The following is a 14,789-nucleotide window of genomic DNA, read 5'->3' as shown; positions in this document are numbered from 1 at the left end:
TGCCGATCGCGATGGGCCGGGGTCCGCTGACGGACACGGAGGCCGACGCGCAGACGATCCCGGGCACCGACACATAGGCGGCGACATCGAAGGGGAAGGGGCCGGCCACTCCGGAGGCCGATGTGGCCCGCGCCAGCGGCACGGGGGTGCGCGGCGGAATCCCGCGCACGGCGGCCGGCGCCGACGGTCCCGGTGCCGGTCCCGATGCCGGGTCCGCACCCCCGCCCGAGCCCGAGCCCGGAGCGGTCGCCCGCTCGGGCGGACGGGCCGCCGGGCTCGCCGCGGGGGCGGTCGCCCCGGGCCGTTCCGTCCGGACGGGCGCCGGTTCCGATATCCTCGCGGGTCCCGCCTGGGGCTCTCCCGGTGCCGTTGCCGACGGCCGGGCCGGCTCCCGCATGTCAACTGCCGCCGCACCGGCCGCAGTCACTGCCTGCGAGCCCAGAAGTGCCGCGATCCCCAGTGCGCTCAACTTCTCCCATCCAGCCACATTCGCAAGGTAGGGCGCACACAGGGCATTCGGGTGAGCTATCACCCGGACAGGTGAATAAAACGTTTGTCCGATTCTTCACTCTCAAGAGTGAATTCGAGGTGGGAGAATCCGCCCCCGCGCCCCCTGTCGCGCGCCCTCCCCCGGGAGCCCCCGCTCACCCCGCCCGCGCGACCGCTCCCCACACCCCCGCACCCCCGCGTGCCGTGGACCGCCGGCGCCGCCGGGGGCGGGACGGGACGGGGCTGGACGGAACGGGGCTGGACGGAGCGGGACGGGACCCGTCAGACGTACACCACGCGGACGACCGAGACGGTGAGCACGCTCGCACTCACGTAATAACGGACCACCACACCGGCGACGGTGGCCTCGCGACGGTCCTGATCACCCCTGATGGGGGTGGATCCGTGCCCGTACGGATCGGCCGCCAGGCGCAGCATCGCGAAGTCGAAGCGGACCCTGAGGGCATGGGCCATCGCATGACGGGACTGGTCCGCCGGTGGCGCGTACTGAACACGGCAGCGTTTCACGCGATCTCCGGCCGGTCGTGGTCGGCCGGTATGGCGTCGATGTCCTCGCCGCGCGAGAGCCGGTCGAAGAGATCCGAGTCCTCCTCGTCGGCGGGGGTCCCGGCCAGCGCCCAGCGCACCAGTGCGGCGGGGAGGTCCGCGACGGAGAGATTCTCGATCTCGCGGTCGAAGGCGGCTGCCTCGTCGGTGCTCATGGCGGCCCGGATCGCGGCGATGGTGCCCGGGAGTTCGACCAGTTCACCGCCGATGCTCGTCTTGAGTGTGGCGTCCATGGATCCCTCCTGGCTCCGGTCTGCGCACACCGTACGCGGCGGTCCGGAACATGTCGCCGGTGGGGTGCCGCCCGGCACCGCGAGAGCCCGGGGACGGCACCGCGCCGGCCCCCGGCCCGGCCCGGGGGCGCGTGACACGGGCGCAGGCGCGCGGCGCCGGCGCAGTGAAGTGCGAAGGGTGGTGAACCGGACGGAGTACGCCCGCGTGCGGCAGTTGACGGCGCGTGAGACGGTCGCCGGGTGATCGATACCGTACTCGCCGCCATTCCCGTGCCCGTGGTCGCCGCGTCCGGTGCCGCCGCGCTCTGTCTCCTCGGCACCTCCGCGCTCCGCTTCGCCAGCGCGAGCCGCAGCGACCCCTCCGACGAGGCCCGTTCCGTCACTCTGGCGCTCTACGGGTGTCTGGTCGCGCTGCTCACACTCGCCCTCTTCGTGACACTGTTGTGAACCGCGCGGCGGCCCCCGCCGCCGTGCCGGTCACAGCCAGCCGTTGCGCCGGAAGCTCCGGTGGATCACCAGACAGGCTGTCACCATCACGCCGATGACCAGCGGATACCCATAGGTCCAGCGGAGCTCCGGCATATGGTCGAAGTTCATTCCGTACACCCCGCAGACCATCGTCGGCACGGCGACTATCGCCGCCCAGGCGGTGATCTTCCGCATGTCCTCGTTCTGGGCGACCGTCACCTGTGCCAGATGGGCCTGGAGGATGGAGTCGAGCAGGGCGTCATAGGCCACTATCTGTTCGTTCAGCCGGGCGACATGGTCCGCGACATCCCGGAAATATGGCTGGATACCAGTCTCGATCCCGGGCTGGGAGGAGTTCGCCAGCATCGCCATCGGACGTTCCAGCGGACCCACCGCCCGCTTCAGCTCCAGCAGTTCCCGCTTGAGCAGATAGATCCGTCCCGCGTCGGCCCGGCCGCCGTGCTCGGTGAAGACATCGGTCTCCACGGTGTCCACATCGGCCTGTACGGCGTCGGCGACGGCGAGGTAGTCGTCCACCGCCTGGTCGGCGATGGCATGCAGCACGGCGGCCGGCCCCTTGGCCAGCTGTTCGGGTCTGCCCTCCAGGGATTCGCGCAACGGCCCGAGCGAGCCGTGCCGGCCGTGCCGGATGGTGATCACGAAGTCCGAACCGGTGAAGACCATCAGCTCTCCGGTGTCCACCACCTCGCTGCCGGCGTAGGACTCCTCATTGCCGACATAGCGGCAGGTCTTCACGACGGTGAAGAGCACTTCGGCGCCCTTGCCGCCGCCGGCGCCGCCGCGCTGCTCGTACCGCTGGATCTTGGGCCGCTGATGGGCCTGTACGGCGTCCTCCACGGCGAGCGGATGGAGCCCGAAGAGCTCGGCGAAGACCGCGAACTGCACCTCGGTCGGCTCATGCAGGCCGATCCACACGAATCCCCGGCCCTGTTTGCGCACCTGGCGCAGCGCCTCGGCGGCATTGCCGTCGCAGGGCTGCCGCATCCCGTCCTCGTACACCACACAGTTGACGACGCTGCTGCCCAGCGGGGAGCGCTTGGGGTGGCTGAGGTCGACGACGGTGCGGCGGTAGGCGCTGCGGATCACACGGCGCAGTCGGTGAATCATCGGCACGGCGCAGCTCCTTCGGATGCCGGGGCGGCGTCAGTGTGTCATCCGGTGCCCCCTGGGGTGATATGCCCGCCGGATCCCGTTCCTCATTCGACTGTGGCAGTCCGCTGTCCGCCGCCGGTCGCACCCCCGGCCCCGCGGTCCGCGGTCCGCCGCACCGGTCGCCCGCCGCCCGTCTACCCGCCGCCCGCGAGATGCCGCTCGAAGACGGCCCGTTCCCGCTCCAGATACTCCGCGTCGCCGAGATAGAGCAGATGATGTCCGTCGGCGAGATGCCCCGCGAAGGCGGCGTTCCCGGCCGCCGCCCGGGTGCGCATGAAGTCCACCAGGGCGTGGAGCCGGGCGACGACCGCGTCCACCAGCCCGGCCCGCCCGGCCGCGTCGAGCCCGTACCGGTCGCAGAAGACCCGTGCCAGGACGGCCTGTTCCGCCGGCGGGCGCGGGCTCTCGGTGCTCAGCGGCACCCAGCGGTAGACGGCGTGGGCGATGTCCCACAGCCGGGGCCCCGGGTGCGCGGCGTCGAAGTCGATGATCCCGGTGGTCCGGTTCCCGTCCAGGACGCAGTTGTGGGGACCGTAGTCACCGTGGCAGATCACCTCGGCGGGCTCCCGCGCGGCCATCATCCACCCCTCGGTGACCGCCGTCAGCGGGCCGGTGGCGGCGTCGTGGTAGGCCCGCAGCAGCTCGGCCGCGGTCTCCAGGGCCTCCCGTGAGGCGGCGGCGGGCGTGGCCGGGTAGTCGCTGACCTCGCCCGGCAGGAAGTCCAGGATCTCGAAGCCGTCCGCCGTCACCCCGCGCACATCGGGCGCGGCGGTGAAGCCCCGCTCCCGCAACTGCCGCAGCAGCCGGTGCACCAGAGGGGACCACGGGCCGGTGGGCCGCCGCACGGTCGCCCCGGTCCTGATCACCTGATTGACCCCGCCGGACAGCACCTCGTGATCGGTCACGTCCCATGTCCCCCTCGGTCAGGGCGGCGGGACCAGCCGCGCCGCCGTCCCGCCGAGCATGGCACCCGGCCCGCGGGCCGGGAAAGTTCATGCGTTTCCGGCGCCGTCACCCCAATGCCCTCCCCCGGATGCACGCCGCCACCCCGCCCCCGACGCTGAGACGACCCGCGCTCCGCGCCGCGGCCCGAGGGCCGCAGGGGTGCCCGGCTCCGGAAGGTGTGCCTTGAGCTCGATGGACCTGCCCGCGGACGCGCCGCGCCAACCCGCGGCGGCGGAGACGGCCGCGGTGGGCCGCCCCGCCAACCCCACGCTCACCTGGGTGACGCTCGCCCTGATGACCACCGCGTCGGTCGCCAGTCTGCGCGCCGCGCCGACCATGGCCGTCTATGGCCTGGCCTGCGTCTTCCTCTATCTCGTCCCGGCGATCGTCTTTCTGCTGCCGACCGCCCTGGTCTCCGCCGAACTGGCCTCCGGCTGGTCCGGCGGTGTCTACCGCTGGGTCAGCGAGGGGCTCTCCAAACCGCTCGGCTTCCTCGCCGTCTGGTGCCAGTTCGCGATGACGATCTTCTACTACCCCTCGCTCCTCGCCTTCGTCGCCAGCACCATCGCCTATGTCATCGATCCGGCCCTCGCCTCGAACGGCCTCTACACCGCGATCGTGATCATGGTGCTGTACTGGACCGGCGTCTGGGTCTCCTCGCGCGGCACCAAGGCCCTCGCCGGCCTCTCCTCCTGGGGCCTGATCATCGGCACCCTCGTGCCGGGCACGCTCCTCGTCGTCCTCGGCATGGTCTTCCTCGGCCAGGGCAATGCCTCCGCCGCCCCGATGGACGCCTCCCATCTCCTCCCGCAGTGGACGGGGCTGGCCAGCCTGGTGCTGATCGTCAACAACTTCCTCTCCTACTCCGGCATGGAGATGAACGCGGTCCACGTCTCCTCGCTCAAGGACCCGCCGAGGGAGTACCCGAAGTCGATGTTCCTGGCCATGGGGCTCGTCCTGCTGATCTTCATCCTGCCCGCGCTCGCGATCAGCTGGGTCGTCCCCTCCGGACAGCTCAGCCTCACCGCCGGGGTGATGCAGGCGTTCGACGCCTTCTTCTCGTACTTCAACATCGGCTGGCTCACCCCGGTCGCCGCCGTGATGCTGGTCTCCGCCGCCCTCGGCGGCATGCTGACCTGGCTCGCCGGACCCTCCAAGGGGCTGCTGGAGATCTCCCGCCAGGAGGGCTATCTCCCGCCCTTCCTCCAGCGGCTCAACAAGAACGGCATCCAGCAGAACATCCTGGTCACCCAGGGTGTCGTGACCACCGTCATCGCCCTGCTCTACGCCTTCATCCCCAATGTCTCCAGCGTCTACTGGATCTTCTCCACCATCACCACCCAGGTGTATCTGATCGTCTATCTGCTGATGTTCGCCGCCGCGATGCGGCTGCGCCGCAATCAGCCCGACCACCCGCGCGGCTACCGCGCCCCCGCGCTCGGCCTGCTCTGCACCGTCGGCCTGCTGGCCTCGATCGCCGCGCTCTCCATCGGCTTCGTCCCGCCCTCGCAGTTCGGCGGCGGCAGTGTCTGGTCGTACGTCCTCATCATCGGCTGCGGTCTGGTGATCCTCGGCCTGGTGATCCCCTGGGCCTTCCTGAGATTCCGCAAACCCAGCTGGAAGACCACCGGCGCGGACACCGGCTCCGCCGCCGGGGAAGGGAGCGGTACATGAGCCCCACCCGGTTCGCCTCCGAACACCGGTGGATCTACCTCACGGCGATCGCGCTGCTCGTCGGCCTGCTCATCGCCGGACTCGTCCGCTTCAACAGCGTCCGGGTCACCAACGACGCCGAGGAGAAGGCGAACCGGCTCGCCCGCGCCCTGGACGACGCCGGATTCCCGCACCCCGACACCGAGACCATCAGCCGTGCGCTGGGCACCGACGGCGGGCCGGTCTGCGACGACCCGGCGAGCGCGCTCAAGTCCGCGCTCTGGCGGATCAATCTCTCCAACGGCGCCGGCGGCCCCGGCCAGCGGCCCGTCATCGCCGACTCGCAGGCGGTCGAGGCCATGGCGATGGTCCTGGAGGTGTACTGCCCGGAACGACTCCCCGCGATCCGGGACGAGATCGACAAGCTGAAGACCGACGACACGGTGAGGCAGTGAGATGAGCGGCGACCAGGGCGGTACGGAGACGGCCCTCGCCGGCCGGATCGCCGGACTCATGGACCGGGCCCGGGCCGACCTCACCGAACTGGTGGCGATCCCGTCCGTCGCCGATCCCCGCCAGTACCCGCCCGAGGAGTGCGAACGCGCCGCCCGCTGGGTCGCCGACGCCTTCACCGGGGCCGGACTCACCGGCGTACGCCTCGTCCCCACCCCCGACGGCAGCCTGGCCGTCCTCGGCTCGCGGCCCGCCCCGCCCGGCGCGCCGACCGTGCTGCTCTACTGCCACTACGACGTCCAGCCGCCCCTCGGCGAGGAGGCGTGGACCACCCCGCCCTTCACCCTCACCGAGCGCGACGGCCGCTGGTACGGGCGCGGCACCGCCGACTGCAAGGGCAATATCGTCATGCATCTGACCGCGCTGCGGGCGCTCGGTGACGATCTGCCCGTGGGGCTGCTGTTCGTCGCCGAGGGGTCGGAGGAGCAGGGCACCGGCGGGCTGGAGCGGTATGTCGCCGAGCACCCGGAGGAATTCCGCGCCGACGCGCTGCTGATCTGCGACACCGGGAACGCCGCCGTCGGCACCGGCACCGCGACCGTCTCCCTGCGCGGGCTCGTCAATGTGGTCGTCACCGTCGACACCCTCGCCGGAGCGGTCCACTCCGGCATGTTCGGCGGGCCCGCGCCCGACGCGCTGGCCGCGCTGATCCAGCTCCTGTCGACCCTGCGCGACCCGGAGACCGGCGCGACCACCGTCAAGGGCCTGGCGGGGGACGGCCGCTGGCACGGCGCCGGCTACGACGAGGAGCGGTTCCGCACCGATGCCGGGGTGCTCGACGGCGTCCGCCTCACCGGCACGGGCACCGTCGCCGACCGGCTCTGGGCGCGGCCCGCCGTGACCGTCCTCGGCATCGACTGCCCGCCGGTCGTCGGCTCGTCCGCCGCCGTGCCCGCCACGGCCCGGGCCCGGGTGAGCCTGCGCGTACCGCCCGGGACGGCGGCCGAGGACGCCCGGGACGCCCTGATCGCCCATCTGACGGCGGCGGCCCCCTGGGGAGTGCGCGTCGGGGCCGAGCCGGAGAGCACCGGTTCGCCCTTCCGGGCCGCCACGGACGGCCCCGCCTACGCGGCACTCGGCGCGGCGATGGCCGAGGTGTACGGCGAGCCGATGGCCTTCCTCGGGCAGGGCGGCTCGATCCCGCTCTGCAACGTACTGGCGGAGAACTTCCCCCGGGCCGAGATCATCCTGATGGGGGTGGAGGAGCCCAAGTGCCTGATCCACGCGCCCGACGAGAGCGTCGACCCGACCGAGATCGAGCACATGGCTCATGTCGAGGCGCTCTTCCTGAAGACCTTCAGGGACTCTTTCGCGCGGGTCTCTCCAGCAGCTGGGCGGTGACGAAACCGACCACCGCGCAGACGGTGATCAGCGGCATCTGATGGTGCGCGTCGTCCCCGAGAAGCAGTACGGCGAGGACGGAGCTGGTCACCGGGAGCCGGGTCACCACCGCCGTCGCCGTCACGATCCCGACCGCGAGCGCCGGTGTCGTACCGAACCCCGGCAGCCCCGCGCACCCCACCCCGAACGCCGCGCCGATCAGCACGGACGGAAAGATCGGCCCGCCGCGCAGCGCCCCCAGGCTGATGCCCCAGGCCAGGCCCTTGCAGAGCACCAGCACGAAGAGCGCCGCCACCGGCCAGGAGTGCGGATCGGCCGCCAGGGTGCCGAGGGTGGCCTGTCCGGAGAGCGCGGCCTCCGCCGGATCGCGCCCGGTGATCAGGGCATACGCGGAGATCGCCACCCCGACCCCGCAGGCGGCGAGCACGGTGCGGACGGCCGTCCTGCGGGCGGTCCACTCGGCGGTGAGGGCGCCGAGCCGGTGCGCGGTGGAGACGACGGCCGCGATCACCACGGCGACGGGAATGCCCCAGAGGAAGTCGCCCGCGTCCGGGTTGACGTCGGAGGGGACCGAGGGGAGCTCCAGCGCCCCGATGGAGAACCCCGTCCAGGAGCCGAAGCCGGTGAAGACCAGCGCGCCGACGCCGCTGGCCAGCAGGCAGGGCAGCAGCAGGACGACGAGTCTCGGCCCGGCGAGTCCGGCGGCCTCCACCACCATCACGGCCGCGACGATCGGCCCGCCGAGGATGGTGGAGATCGCCGCCGTGGAACCGGTGGTGCCGAGGACCAGCACCGCCTTCGGGTTCTCCGCGCGCCTGGCGGAGCGGATGGCCAGCAGGGCGAGTCCGCTGCCGAGGGCCATCAGGGGTGCCTCCGGGCCGAGGACCACACCGAGCGGAAGGGTGGCGAGGGCGGCGAACACCACCCCGGGCAGGGCGCTGGGCCCGAGCGGCGGTCCGCCGAGGCCGTGCACCGGCAGATGACCGCCGCCGCCGGGCGCGCGGGTCACGATCGGCGCGAGCAGCAGCCCGGCGAGGAGCAGCGCGGGGAGCGGCCACCACCAGGGGGGCCGGTGGTAGCCGACGGCCTCGGGGAGGCTCGTCCAGACGGCGTGCTGGATCTCGTGCTGGAGGCTGACGAAGAAGAAGCAGGCCAGGGCGATGGGTACGCCGATGAGGGCGGAGAGCAGCAGGAGCCGGAGATAGTCGCGGCTGAGCAGCATGGCCCGGAGACCGGCGGCCGGGTCGGTGCCGGTGTGGGCGTCCGTGCCGGGGGACGGTTCCGGGGCGGGGGCGTGGGGCGCGTCCTGCGGGCTCATGGGGCCATGCAAGGCGAGCGGAGCCCGCGGGGGGCGGGGGCGGGGCCCGGGGAGCGGCGCCGACCACCCGTTCGGTGGCCCGCGACGGGTGGTCGGCGCGGGTCCGGACGGCTGCCCCGCGGCCCGGCGCCCGCTCTCCGCCCGGGCCCGGCCCCGGCGCCCGGTTCGTACCCGGAGCCCGCCCCCGGCCACCCGTTCGGTGCACCCGGCTCGCTGCCGGGCCCCGCCGCGCATTCCCTGGACCTACGGGAGCGAGAGGTGGCCGGGATGCCGGACGAGACCGAGCTGGATCGGCTGCACGCGCGGATCGCCGCGCTGGAGTCCGGGGACAGGGGCGCGGCCCGGCGCCCGCCGCACCACCGGGTGCGGTCCTTCCTCGCCGCCGTCCTGATCGTGATCGGCTGTGTGCTCGCCCCGCTGAGCGTGGTCGCCGCCTGGACCTCCGACGAGGTGGGCGACACCGACCGCTATGTCGCCACCGTCGCGCCGCTCGCCTCCGACCCGGCGGTCCGGTCGGCCGTGGCCAACCGGGTCACGGACGCCGTGATGGACCACATCGACCTGGAGTCCCTGCTCTCCGATGTCTCGCCGGCGGACCGTCCCCGGCTCGCCAAGGCGCTCGGCAAGCTGGGCGGGGCGCTGGAGAACGCGGTCCGGAGCTTTGTCCACGACCGGGCCGAGGAGTTCGCCTCGTCGAAGGCGTTCGCCACCCTGTGGACGGAGGCCAACCGCAAGATCCACGACGCGGTGGACAAGGCTCTGACGGGCAGCGGCGGGGGAGCGGTCGAACTGACCGACAACGCCGTGGAGATCGATCTGGCCCCGGTGATCGACCAGGTCAAGCAGCGTCTGGTGGCCGACGGGCTCACCGTCGCGGAGAAGATCCCCGAGGTCCACACCTCGCTGACGGTCTTCCGCTCCGACGACATCGGCAAGCTGAAGACCGGCTTCCGGCTCCTCCAGCTCGCCGGCTTCTGGCTGCCCGTTCTCGCGTTCGTGCTGGTGGCGGGCGGGGTGCTGCTCTCGGTCCGGCGGCGCCGGGCCGTGGTGACCTCGGCGCTCGCGGTCGCCGTCGCGGTCGGGCTGCTCGGGATCGCCCTGACCGCCTTCCGGGCGGTGTATCTGGACCGGCTGCCGTCCGGTGTCTCCCAGCCGGCCGCCGGAGCCGTCTACGACGAGCTGGTCCGCTATCTCCGGTCGGCGGTCCGGATGGTGGTCACGCTCGGTGTCGTGATCGCCCTCGCGGCCTGGCTGACCGGCCCCGGGCGCCGGGCGACGCTGGTACGCCGTTTCTGGCACTCCTCCCTGGCCTCGGCGCGCACCGGGGCGGGCCACGCGGGTCTGCGCACGGGCCCGGTGGGCCCCTGGGCCCGCCGTCTGCGGCACTGGATCGCGTGGATCCTGGTGGCGGGCGCGATCCTGGCGTATCTGCTGTGGAGCCACCCCACGGCCTGGGTGGTCGTGGGCCTGGCCCTGGCCCTGCTGGCGGCCCTGGCGCTGCTGGAGTTCCTGGCGGCGGACGATTCCGGGGCGCCGGCGGGGGACGACGGCCCGGGAGGCGGTTCCGGCGGTGGACCGGGCGTACCCCCGCCGCCGGTGGCCCCGCCCGGCCCGGAGTGGGGCCCGGACCCGGTGCACCCCGGCCCCGGCCTCGCGCCGGGCCCGGGAAGAGGCCCGGGAAGCGGTGGCCGTACGGATCCGGCGGCACCGGACACCACCCCGCTCGGCCACCCCGGCGCCGACCCCCACCCGCGGACCGGCGGCCCCGTGCCCCCCGCCCCGGACACCGCGTCCGGCCTGTCCTCCGGCACACCCCCCGGGCACCCGCCCGACTCCGCCCCTTCACCCGAACGGACGCATCCGAATGGCGGGCGCACGGGTACGGGCTGACGCTCGAATTCCCGTCCGCGTCGGGCGGCCGGGACAGAGAAGGGTGGTCCCATGAGCCACGCATCACAGCCAGCCGGGACTCCGCCGCCGAGGCAGGCGCCCGGCCGTCAGACACAGAGGAACAGCGGCTGGGCGGTGGGCGGAGTCGTCTTCGCGGGCATTCTGATGCTCTGCAACGGTGTGCTCGCGATCCTCCAGGGCATCTCGGCCATCGCCAAGGACGACGTGTACACCCGGGTGGGCGACTACGTCTACGCGATCAACCTCACGGGCTGGGGCTGGATCCACCTGATCGTCGGCATCTGTCTGGTGATCACCGGCTACGGCGTGCTCAAGAACCAGCCGTGGGCGCGGTGGACGGGCATCTTCTTCGCCTCGATCAGCCTGATCGCGCAGTTCCTGTTCCTGCCGTACCTGCCGGTCTGGGCGATCATCATGATCGCGATCGATGTCTTCATCATCTGGGCGCTGGCGTCCTACCACGACGAGGAAGGCCCGGATCTCCTCTGACCCTTCGAACCTCCACATCAGGGGGCCCGGCCCCCGCCCCGCTCCCCGGGGCGGGGGCCGGGCTCCTGGCGTGTGTCGGGACTGTTCGCCGGCCGGGATCCGTGTCGACGGTCAGCGCGCGACGGGCTGGACCACGGTCACCAGCAGCGCGACCTTCGTCACCTGACAGGCGATGACGGCGACCCCGCCGATCCGATTCATCCGGTGGTCCCTTCCCCCGCCGCCCGGGTAGGACGTGGACCCGCTGCCGTACGGGTCCCGGGCGATCTCCCGGCGCCGGTCTTCCGGCAGTGCGTCCCGGATGCCGCCGACCGTGGCCGGCACGTCCACTCTCTCGCCGCCGTGGAGTGTCCACAGCATGTCGCCCTCGGCCATCGTCGGACTCCTCGTGTTCGGGGTTTGCGCTGAAGCAGCGTTGTGGGCCTGCCGGGTGGGGTCCACCGATTCAGCCGGGCGGGAGGTCTGTTCGCTCGTCTGGGTCGGCACAACGTGTGTGTTCGACTCGCGTGTCCGAACGTCTCCGGCTGCCCGGGCCGGCGGAGGGAGCACCTTCTCAACCACCGGCGAACACCGCCCCGGTCAGGGCCAGGAGGAGCAGGAACACCGCCGTCACACAGGCGATCTGCTCATCCCTCGGACTCACGGCGTGCTCGTGAGCCACGGCCGCAGCCGCTCCGCGAGCCGGTCGCCGGCCTCGGACATCGCGAGCCAGTGGAAGCCCCCGCCCTCCAGTCGTGCGGCAGGCAGCATCCGCGCGTGCCCCCGGAAGAGATAGCGGAGCCCGATCAGTCTGCGACCGCATCCGGCGCGGACCTCGATGTCCAGCGGCTCCTCCGTACCCGGAAGAGTCCATACGTCCTCCACCCCCGTGTACTCCCGCAACACCCGCAGCGCGGAGGCGTGCAGGGACCGGTCCCCGGCCACCGGCGGGCCGTCGGCGAAGGGCCGGCCGCCGGGCCGCAGCAGGCCCAGTACCCGCTCCCGCTCGTCCACGAGGATCGGTACGGCCACCACGAGGGGGCACCGGTCCCGGTGGGTGCAGCGGCCGTGTGCGGTGTGGTCGTGGGCCGCGTCGTACACCGGCATCAATCCGGCGGCCTCCACCGGGTACCGGTGGAGATACCCGGTGATCGCCTTGACGATGTGGCTGTCACTGACAGTCATACAATCACTTTCCCGATGTCGCGAATACGCATGTGATGACCTTTCCGGTCGCGGTGATCACGGTTTCCCACCGCGCTGCCAGCGCATCGACCAGGACGAGACCCCTGCCGTCCTCTTCCTTTCCGCAGAACGGCCGCACGACGGGCGGCCTCCGTGCGGTGTCGCCGACGCGGACGATCAGTTCTTCGTCGGCGTATTCGATTTCGAGTACGCACTCGCCTTCGGCGTGCTCATGCACATTCGTCAGCAATTCACTGACGACCAGGACGACATCCCCGGCAAACTCCGAAAGGTCCCAGGTGAACAGGCGGTCCCGCACTCTTCTCCTGATGTCCCGCATGGTTGACGGCTCGACGATCAGGCTGATGGTGAGCCGATCTTCGGTCTCCGTGGTGGTGATCATGGCCTCTCCCACCCTCGCTGGCTGCTGGATTAGTCAACGAGTGCGGAATGGCTGCTCACAGGATGGTTCCGCCGAGGGGAATCATGCCGAAACCGGAAGAGTTTGCGCCCTCGTGGATAGTGGTCTGGTGCGGCCAATGGGATGGGAGCTACCTTCAGGGCATGGGGGTCAATAAAGCTCTGAAGCGACAGATGAAAGAACTGGGACTGACGCAAGAAGAATTGGCGCGTCGGCTGAACACCGCCCTGGAGGAGATCACGGGCAGGGAAGGGAGCATGACCGATCGCAGCGTCCGCAATCTTGTGAACGGTGCCACCCGGCGCCCCATCGGACGCACGTGCGTCGCACTGGAATGGGTGTTCGGCTGCCGGGTAGAGGACTTAGGGTTTACGCCATCGCGAATCACGGCACCACCACCACGACGGCAGGAGGTACCCGTGCGACGCAGAGTATTCATAACCGCCGCGACCGGTACGGCGGTGGCGGTCACCGCGCCTGCCGTGGGCGCGCAGCGCCGGGTCGGCTTCTCCGATGTCGAGCGGCTGCGGTCACGGCTGACGACTCTCCAGCTTCTGGAGAACCACCAGGGCGGCCACACCGCACTCGAAGAGGGTGCTCTGGCCGCCGCCGAGGAAGCGCTCACCCTGCAGAGTCAGAACGCCACGGAATCGGTGAAGCGCAGGCTCTTCGGGCTCGCGGCGGACTTCAACACCCTGGCGGGGTGGTCGTGCACGGATGCGGGCATTCTCGACCGGGCGCAGACGCACCTGGACCGGGCGATGACCCTGGCGGGAATGGCCCGGGAATCCGCTGCCCAGCTTCGTATCTGGAACAACGTTGCTCTGGTCGCGACTCAGCGGGGCGATCACGGTGACGCGGTGATCGCCGGGCAGGCGGCCCAAGCCCTGACCGTCAGCCGGCGCGATCCGCTGTTCGCCTCACTGGCCCATGCCCGAACCTCCGTCGGCTATGCGAATGTGCAGGACCGCCAGTCGGCACTGCGGAGCCTCGGTCATGCCGAGGACGCGCTCGCCCGCGCTGTGGCGGCCCCGCGACCGGGGTGGATGGACTTCTACGGCCCTGGAGAGTTCTTCGGGCTGACCGCGAGCGTGCATTTTCACCTCGGCGCCCCGGCGGAGGCGGAGCGGGCAGCTCATCGATCACTCACCGCCATTCCCGAACGCTTCCGCCGCAACAGGGCCATGGTCACGGCACGGATGGCCCGGGCCCAGCTCCACCAGGGCGATCTGGAGCAGTCGTACGAAACTGCCAACCGCGTCCTCGACCTCATGGACGGCGCGACACTTCCGACCCGCATGCGAACTGAGCTGGGCGACTACCACCGCGATCTCCTCGAACTCTTCCCCGGCACGGCACAGGCCCACGACTGGACCGAGCAGGTCCGGATGAAATGGAGCTGACCCGCATGATCGAGCTGCGCCACTTCACCCATGCCGATCGCGACGCCATCCGCGACGTCCTTCTCTCCGTCCACGCCAAGATCCCCGAGTACCCGCCCGGCGACCCCTTCGTCGCCCGCTTCCCCTGGTTCGTGGACCACTGGGGCGGCCACCCCGGCTTCACCTGCGTGATCGGTTACGACGGCGACGAGCCCATCGGCTTCGCCTACGGGGCCCCGCTCGCGGACGGGCACGAGTGGTGGCGCGACGGGCTGAGGCCGCCGCCCGAGCGGACGCGGACATACGGGCTCTCCGAGCTGATGGTGCGTCCCCGGTGGCGCAAGACGGGGGCCTCGGACCGGCTGCACGGGGCGCTGCTCGCGAACCGGACCGAGGATCTCTCCGTACTCCTGGTGGACATCGAGCATCCGAGGGTGGAGGCGCGGTACGAGAAGTGGGGGTACGGCCGGGTCGGCATCCGGCGGCCGTTCCCCGACTCGCCCGTCTTCGCGGTCATGGTCAAGTATCTCGACGGATAGCCGGTGCGCGAGGGGTGCCGACAGCACTGGCGGCAAGGCGTCTTGCACGGCCCTGACCTTCTCCTGTCGGTTCGCCGAGCTCCGCGGCGATGCCTGACGCAACCTCACACCGGCCTGAACATCAGGGCATTGATCTGACGCCGCGGGGCGCGGAGCCTGGATTCAGGGAAGTCCCCGCCCTCC

At 71.5% G+C, this 14,789-nt stretch carries 15 protein-coding genes and 1 pseudogene; 8 read left to right on the top strand and 8 right to left on the bottom strand.

What is annotated here, in order from left to right:
- Window positions 1-771: 771 nt before the first annotated feature.
- Both AAFN69_RS02145 and AAFN69_RS02140 read right to left on the bottom strand, forming a co-directional pair.
- Window positions 772-963, bottom strand: a complete 192-nt coding sequence (locus AAFN69_RS02145) for a hypothetical protein (protein WP_347726472.1) — start codon at window positions 961-963, stop codon at window positions 772-774.
- Window positions 964-1,013: 50 nt separating this feature from the next.
- Complete coding sequence (locus AAFN69_RS02140; protein WP_347726471.1) at window positions 1,014-1,289, bottom strand: hypothetical protein; 276 nt, start codon at window positions 1,287-1,289, stop codon at window positions 1,014-1,016.
- 240 nt (window positions 1,290-1,529) lie between these two features.
- On the opposite strand from AAFN69_RS02140, the gene AAFN69_RS02135 reads away from it, so the two are divergent.
- A complete protein-coding gene (locus AAFN69_RS02135; RefSeq protein WP_347726470.1) occupies window positions 1,530-1,736 on the top strand; it encodes a hypothetical protein in 207 nt (68 codons plus the stop codon).
- Window positions 1,737-1,766: 30 nt separating this feature from the next.
- Here AAFN69_RS02135 and AAFN69_RS02130 read toward each other — a convergent pair whose 3' ends face one another.
- Together AAFN69_RS02130 and AAFN69_RS02125 are read right to left on the bottom strand one after the other, a co-directional pair.
- Complete coding sequence (locus AAFN69_RS02130) at window positions 1,767-2,885, bottom strand: magnesium and cobalt transport protein CorA (RefSeq protein ID WP_347726772.1); 1,119 nt, start codon at window positions 2,883-2,885, stop codon at window positions 1,767-1,769.
- A gap of 179 nt (window positions 2,886-3,064) precedes the next feature.
- Window positions 3,065-3,835 (bottom strand): aminoglycoside phosphotransferase family protein, encoded by a 771-nt coding sequence (locus tag AAFN69_RS02125; protein WP_347726469.1) that lies wholly within the window; start codon window positions 3,833-3,835, stop codon window positions 3,065-3,067.
- Window positions 3,836-4,058: 223 nt separating this feature from the next.
- Between AAFN69_RS02125 and AAFN69_RS02120 the strand changes: the two genes are divergently transcribed.
- The 3 genes from AAFN69_RS02120 to AAFN69_RS02110 are packed head-to-tail and all read left to right on the top strand — an operon-like array spanning window position 4,059 to window position 7,382.
- A complete protein-coding gene (locus AAFN69_RS02120) occupies window positions 4,059-5,549 on the top strand; it encodes an APC family permease (RefSeq protein ID WP_347726468.1) in 1,491 nt (496 codons plus the stop codon).
- Window positions 5,546-5,983 carry a hypothetical protein gene (locus AAFN69_RS02115; protein WP_347726467.1) on the top strand — a complete coding sequence of 146 codons (438 nt, stop codon included), beginning with the start codon at window positions 5,546-5,548 and terminating at the stop codon, window positions 5,981-5,983. The genes AAFN69_RS02120 and AAFN69_RS02115 overlap by 4 nt, the downstream gene beginning before the upstream one ends.
- A 1-nt stretch (window position 5,984) precedes the next feature.
- On the top strand, window positions 5,985-7,382 hold the full coding sequence (locus AAFN69_RS02110; RefSeq protein ID WP_347726466.1) for a dipeptidase: 1,398 nt from the start codon (window positions 5,985-5,987) through the stop codon (window positions 7,380-7,382).
- On the opposite strand, the gene AAFN69_RS02105 is transcribed toward AAFN69_RS02110, so the two are convergent.
- Window positions 7,339-8,604: a chloride channel protein gene (locus AAFN69_RS02105; RefSeq protein ID WP_347726771.1), complete on the bottom strand. Its 1,266-nt coding sequence runs from the start codon at window positions 8,602-8,604 to the stop codon at window positions 7,339-7,341. The genes AAFN69_RS02110 and AAFN69_RS02105 overlap by 44 nt on opposite strands.
- A 363-nt stretch (window positions 8,605-8,967) precedes the next feature.
- Between AAFN69_RS02105 and AAFN69_RS02100 the strand changes: the two are divergent.
- A pseudogene (locus AAFN69_RS02100) lies at window positions 8,968-10,230 on the top strand (hypothetical protein); the annotation flags it as partial.
- A gap of 411 nt (window positions 10,231-10,641) precedes the next feature.
- Window positions 10,642-11,100 carry a hypothetical protein gene (locus tag AAFN69_RS02095; RefSeq protein ID WP_347726465.1) on the top strand — a complete coding sequence of 153 codons (459 nt, stop codon included), beginning with the start codon at window positions 10,642-10,644 and terminating at the stop codon, window positions 11,098-11,100.
- A 111-nt stretch (window positions 11,101-11,211) separates the two neighbouring features.
- Here AAFN69_RS02095 and AAFN69_RS02090 read toward each other — a convergent pair whose 3' ends face one another.
- The 3 genes from AAFN69_RS02090 to AAFN69_RS02080 form a co-directional block, all read right to left on the bottom strand.
- Window positions 11,212-11,475 carry a hypothetical protein gene (locus AAFN69_RS02090; protein ID WP_347726464.1) on the bottom strand — a complete coding sequence of 88 codons (264 nt, stop codon included), beginning with the start codon at window positions 11,473-11,475 and terminating at the stop codon, window positions 11,212-11,214.
- 264 nt (window positions 11,476-11,739) lie between these two features.
- Window positions 11,740-12,264 carry an NUDIX hydrolase gene (locus tag AAFN69_RS02085; protein ID WP_347726463.1) on the bottom strand — a complete coding sequence of 175 codons (525 nt, stop codon included), beginning with the start codon at window positions 12,262-12,264 and terminating at the stop codon, window positions 11,740-11,742.
- Window positions 12,265-12,268: 4 nt separating this feature from the next.
- Complete coding sequence (locus AAFN69_RS02080; protein WP_347726462.1) at window positions 12,269-12,667, bottom strand: ATP-binding protein; 399 nt, start codon at window positions 12,665-12,667, stop codon at window positions 12,269-12,271.
- 437 nt (window positions 12,668-13,104) lie between these two features.
- Here AAFN69_RS02080 and AAFN69_RS02075 point away from each other — a divergent pair, with 437 nt between their 5' ends.
- Together AAFN69_RS02075 and AAFN69_RS02070 are read left to right on the top strand one after the other, a co-directional pair.
- Complete coding sequence (locus AAFN69_RS02075; RefSeq protein WP_347726461.1) at window positions 13,105-14,088, top strand: hypothetical protein; 984 nt, start codon at window positions 13,105-13,107, stop codon at window positions 14,086-14,088.
- Window positions 14,079-14,606 carry a GNAT family N-acetyltransferase gene (locus AAFN69_RS02070; protein ID WP_347726460.1) on the top strand — a complete coding sequence of 176 codons (528 nt, stop codon included), beginning with the start codon at window positions 14,079-14,081 and terminating at the stop codon, window positions 14,604-14,606. The genes AAFN69_RS02075 and AAFN69_RS02070 overlap by 10 nt, the downstream gene beginning before the upstream one ends.
- The last annotated feature ends 183 nt before the right edge of the window (window positions 14,607-14,789 follow it).

Origin of the sequence: Streptomyces sp. CAU 1734, assembly GCF_039888735.1 — a bacterium.
Lineage (GTDB): Bacteria > Actinomycetota > Actinomycetes > Streptomycetales > Streptomycetaceae > Streptomyces.
This window is presented reverse-complemented; position numbering and strand designations above follow the sequence as displayed.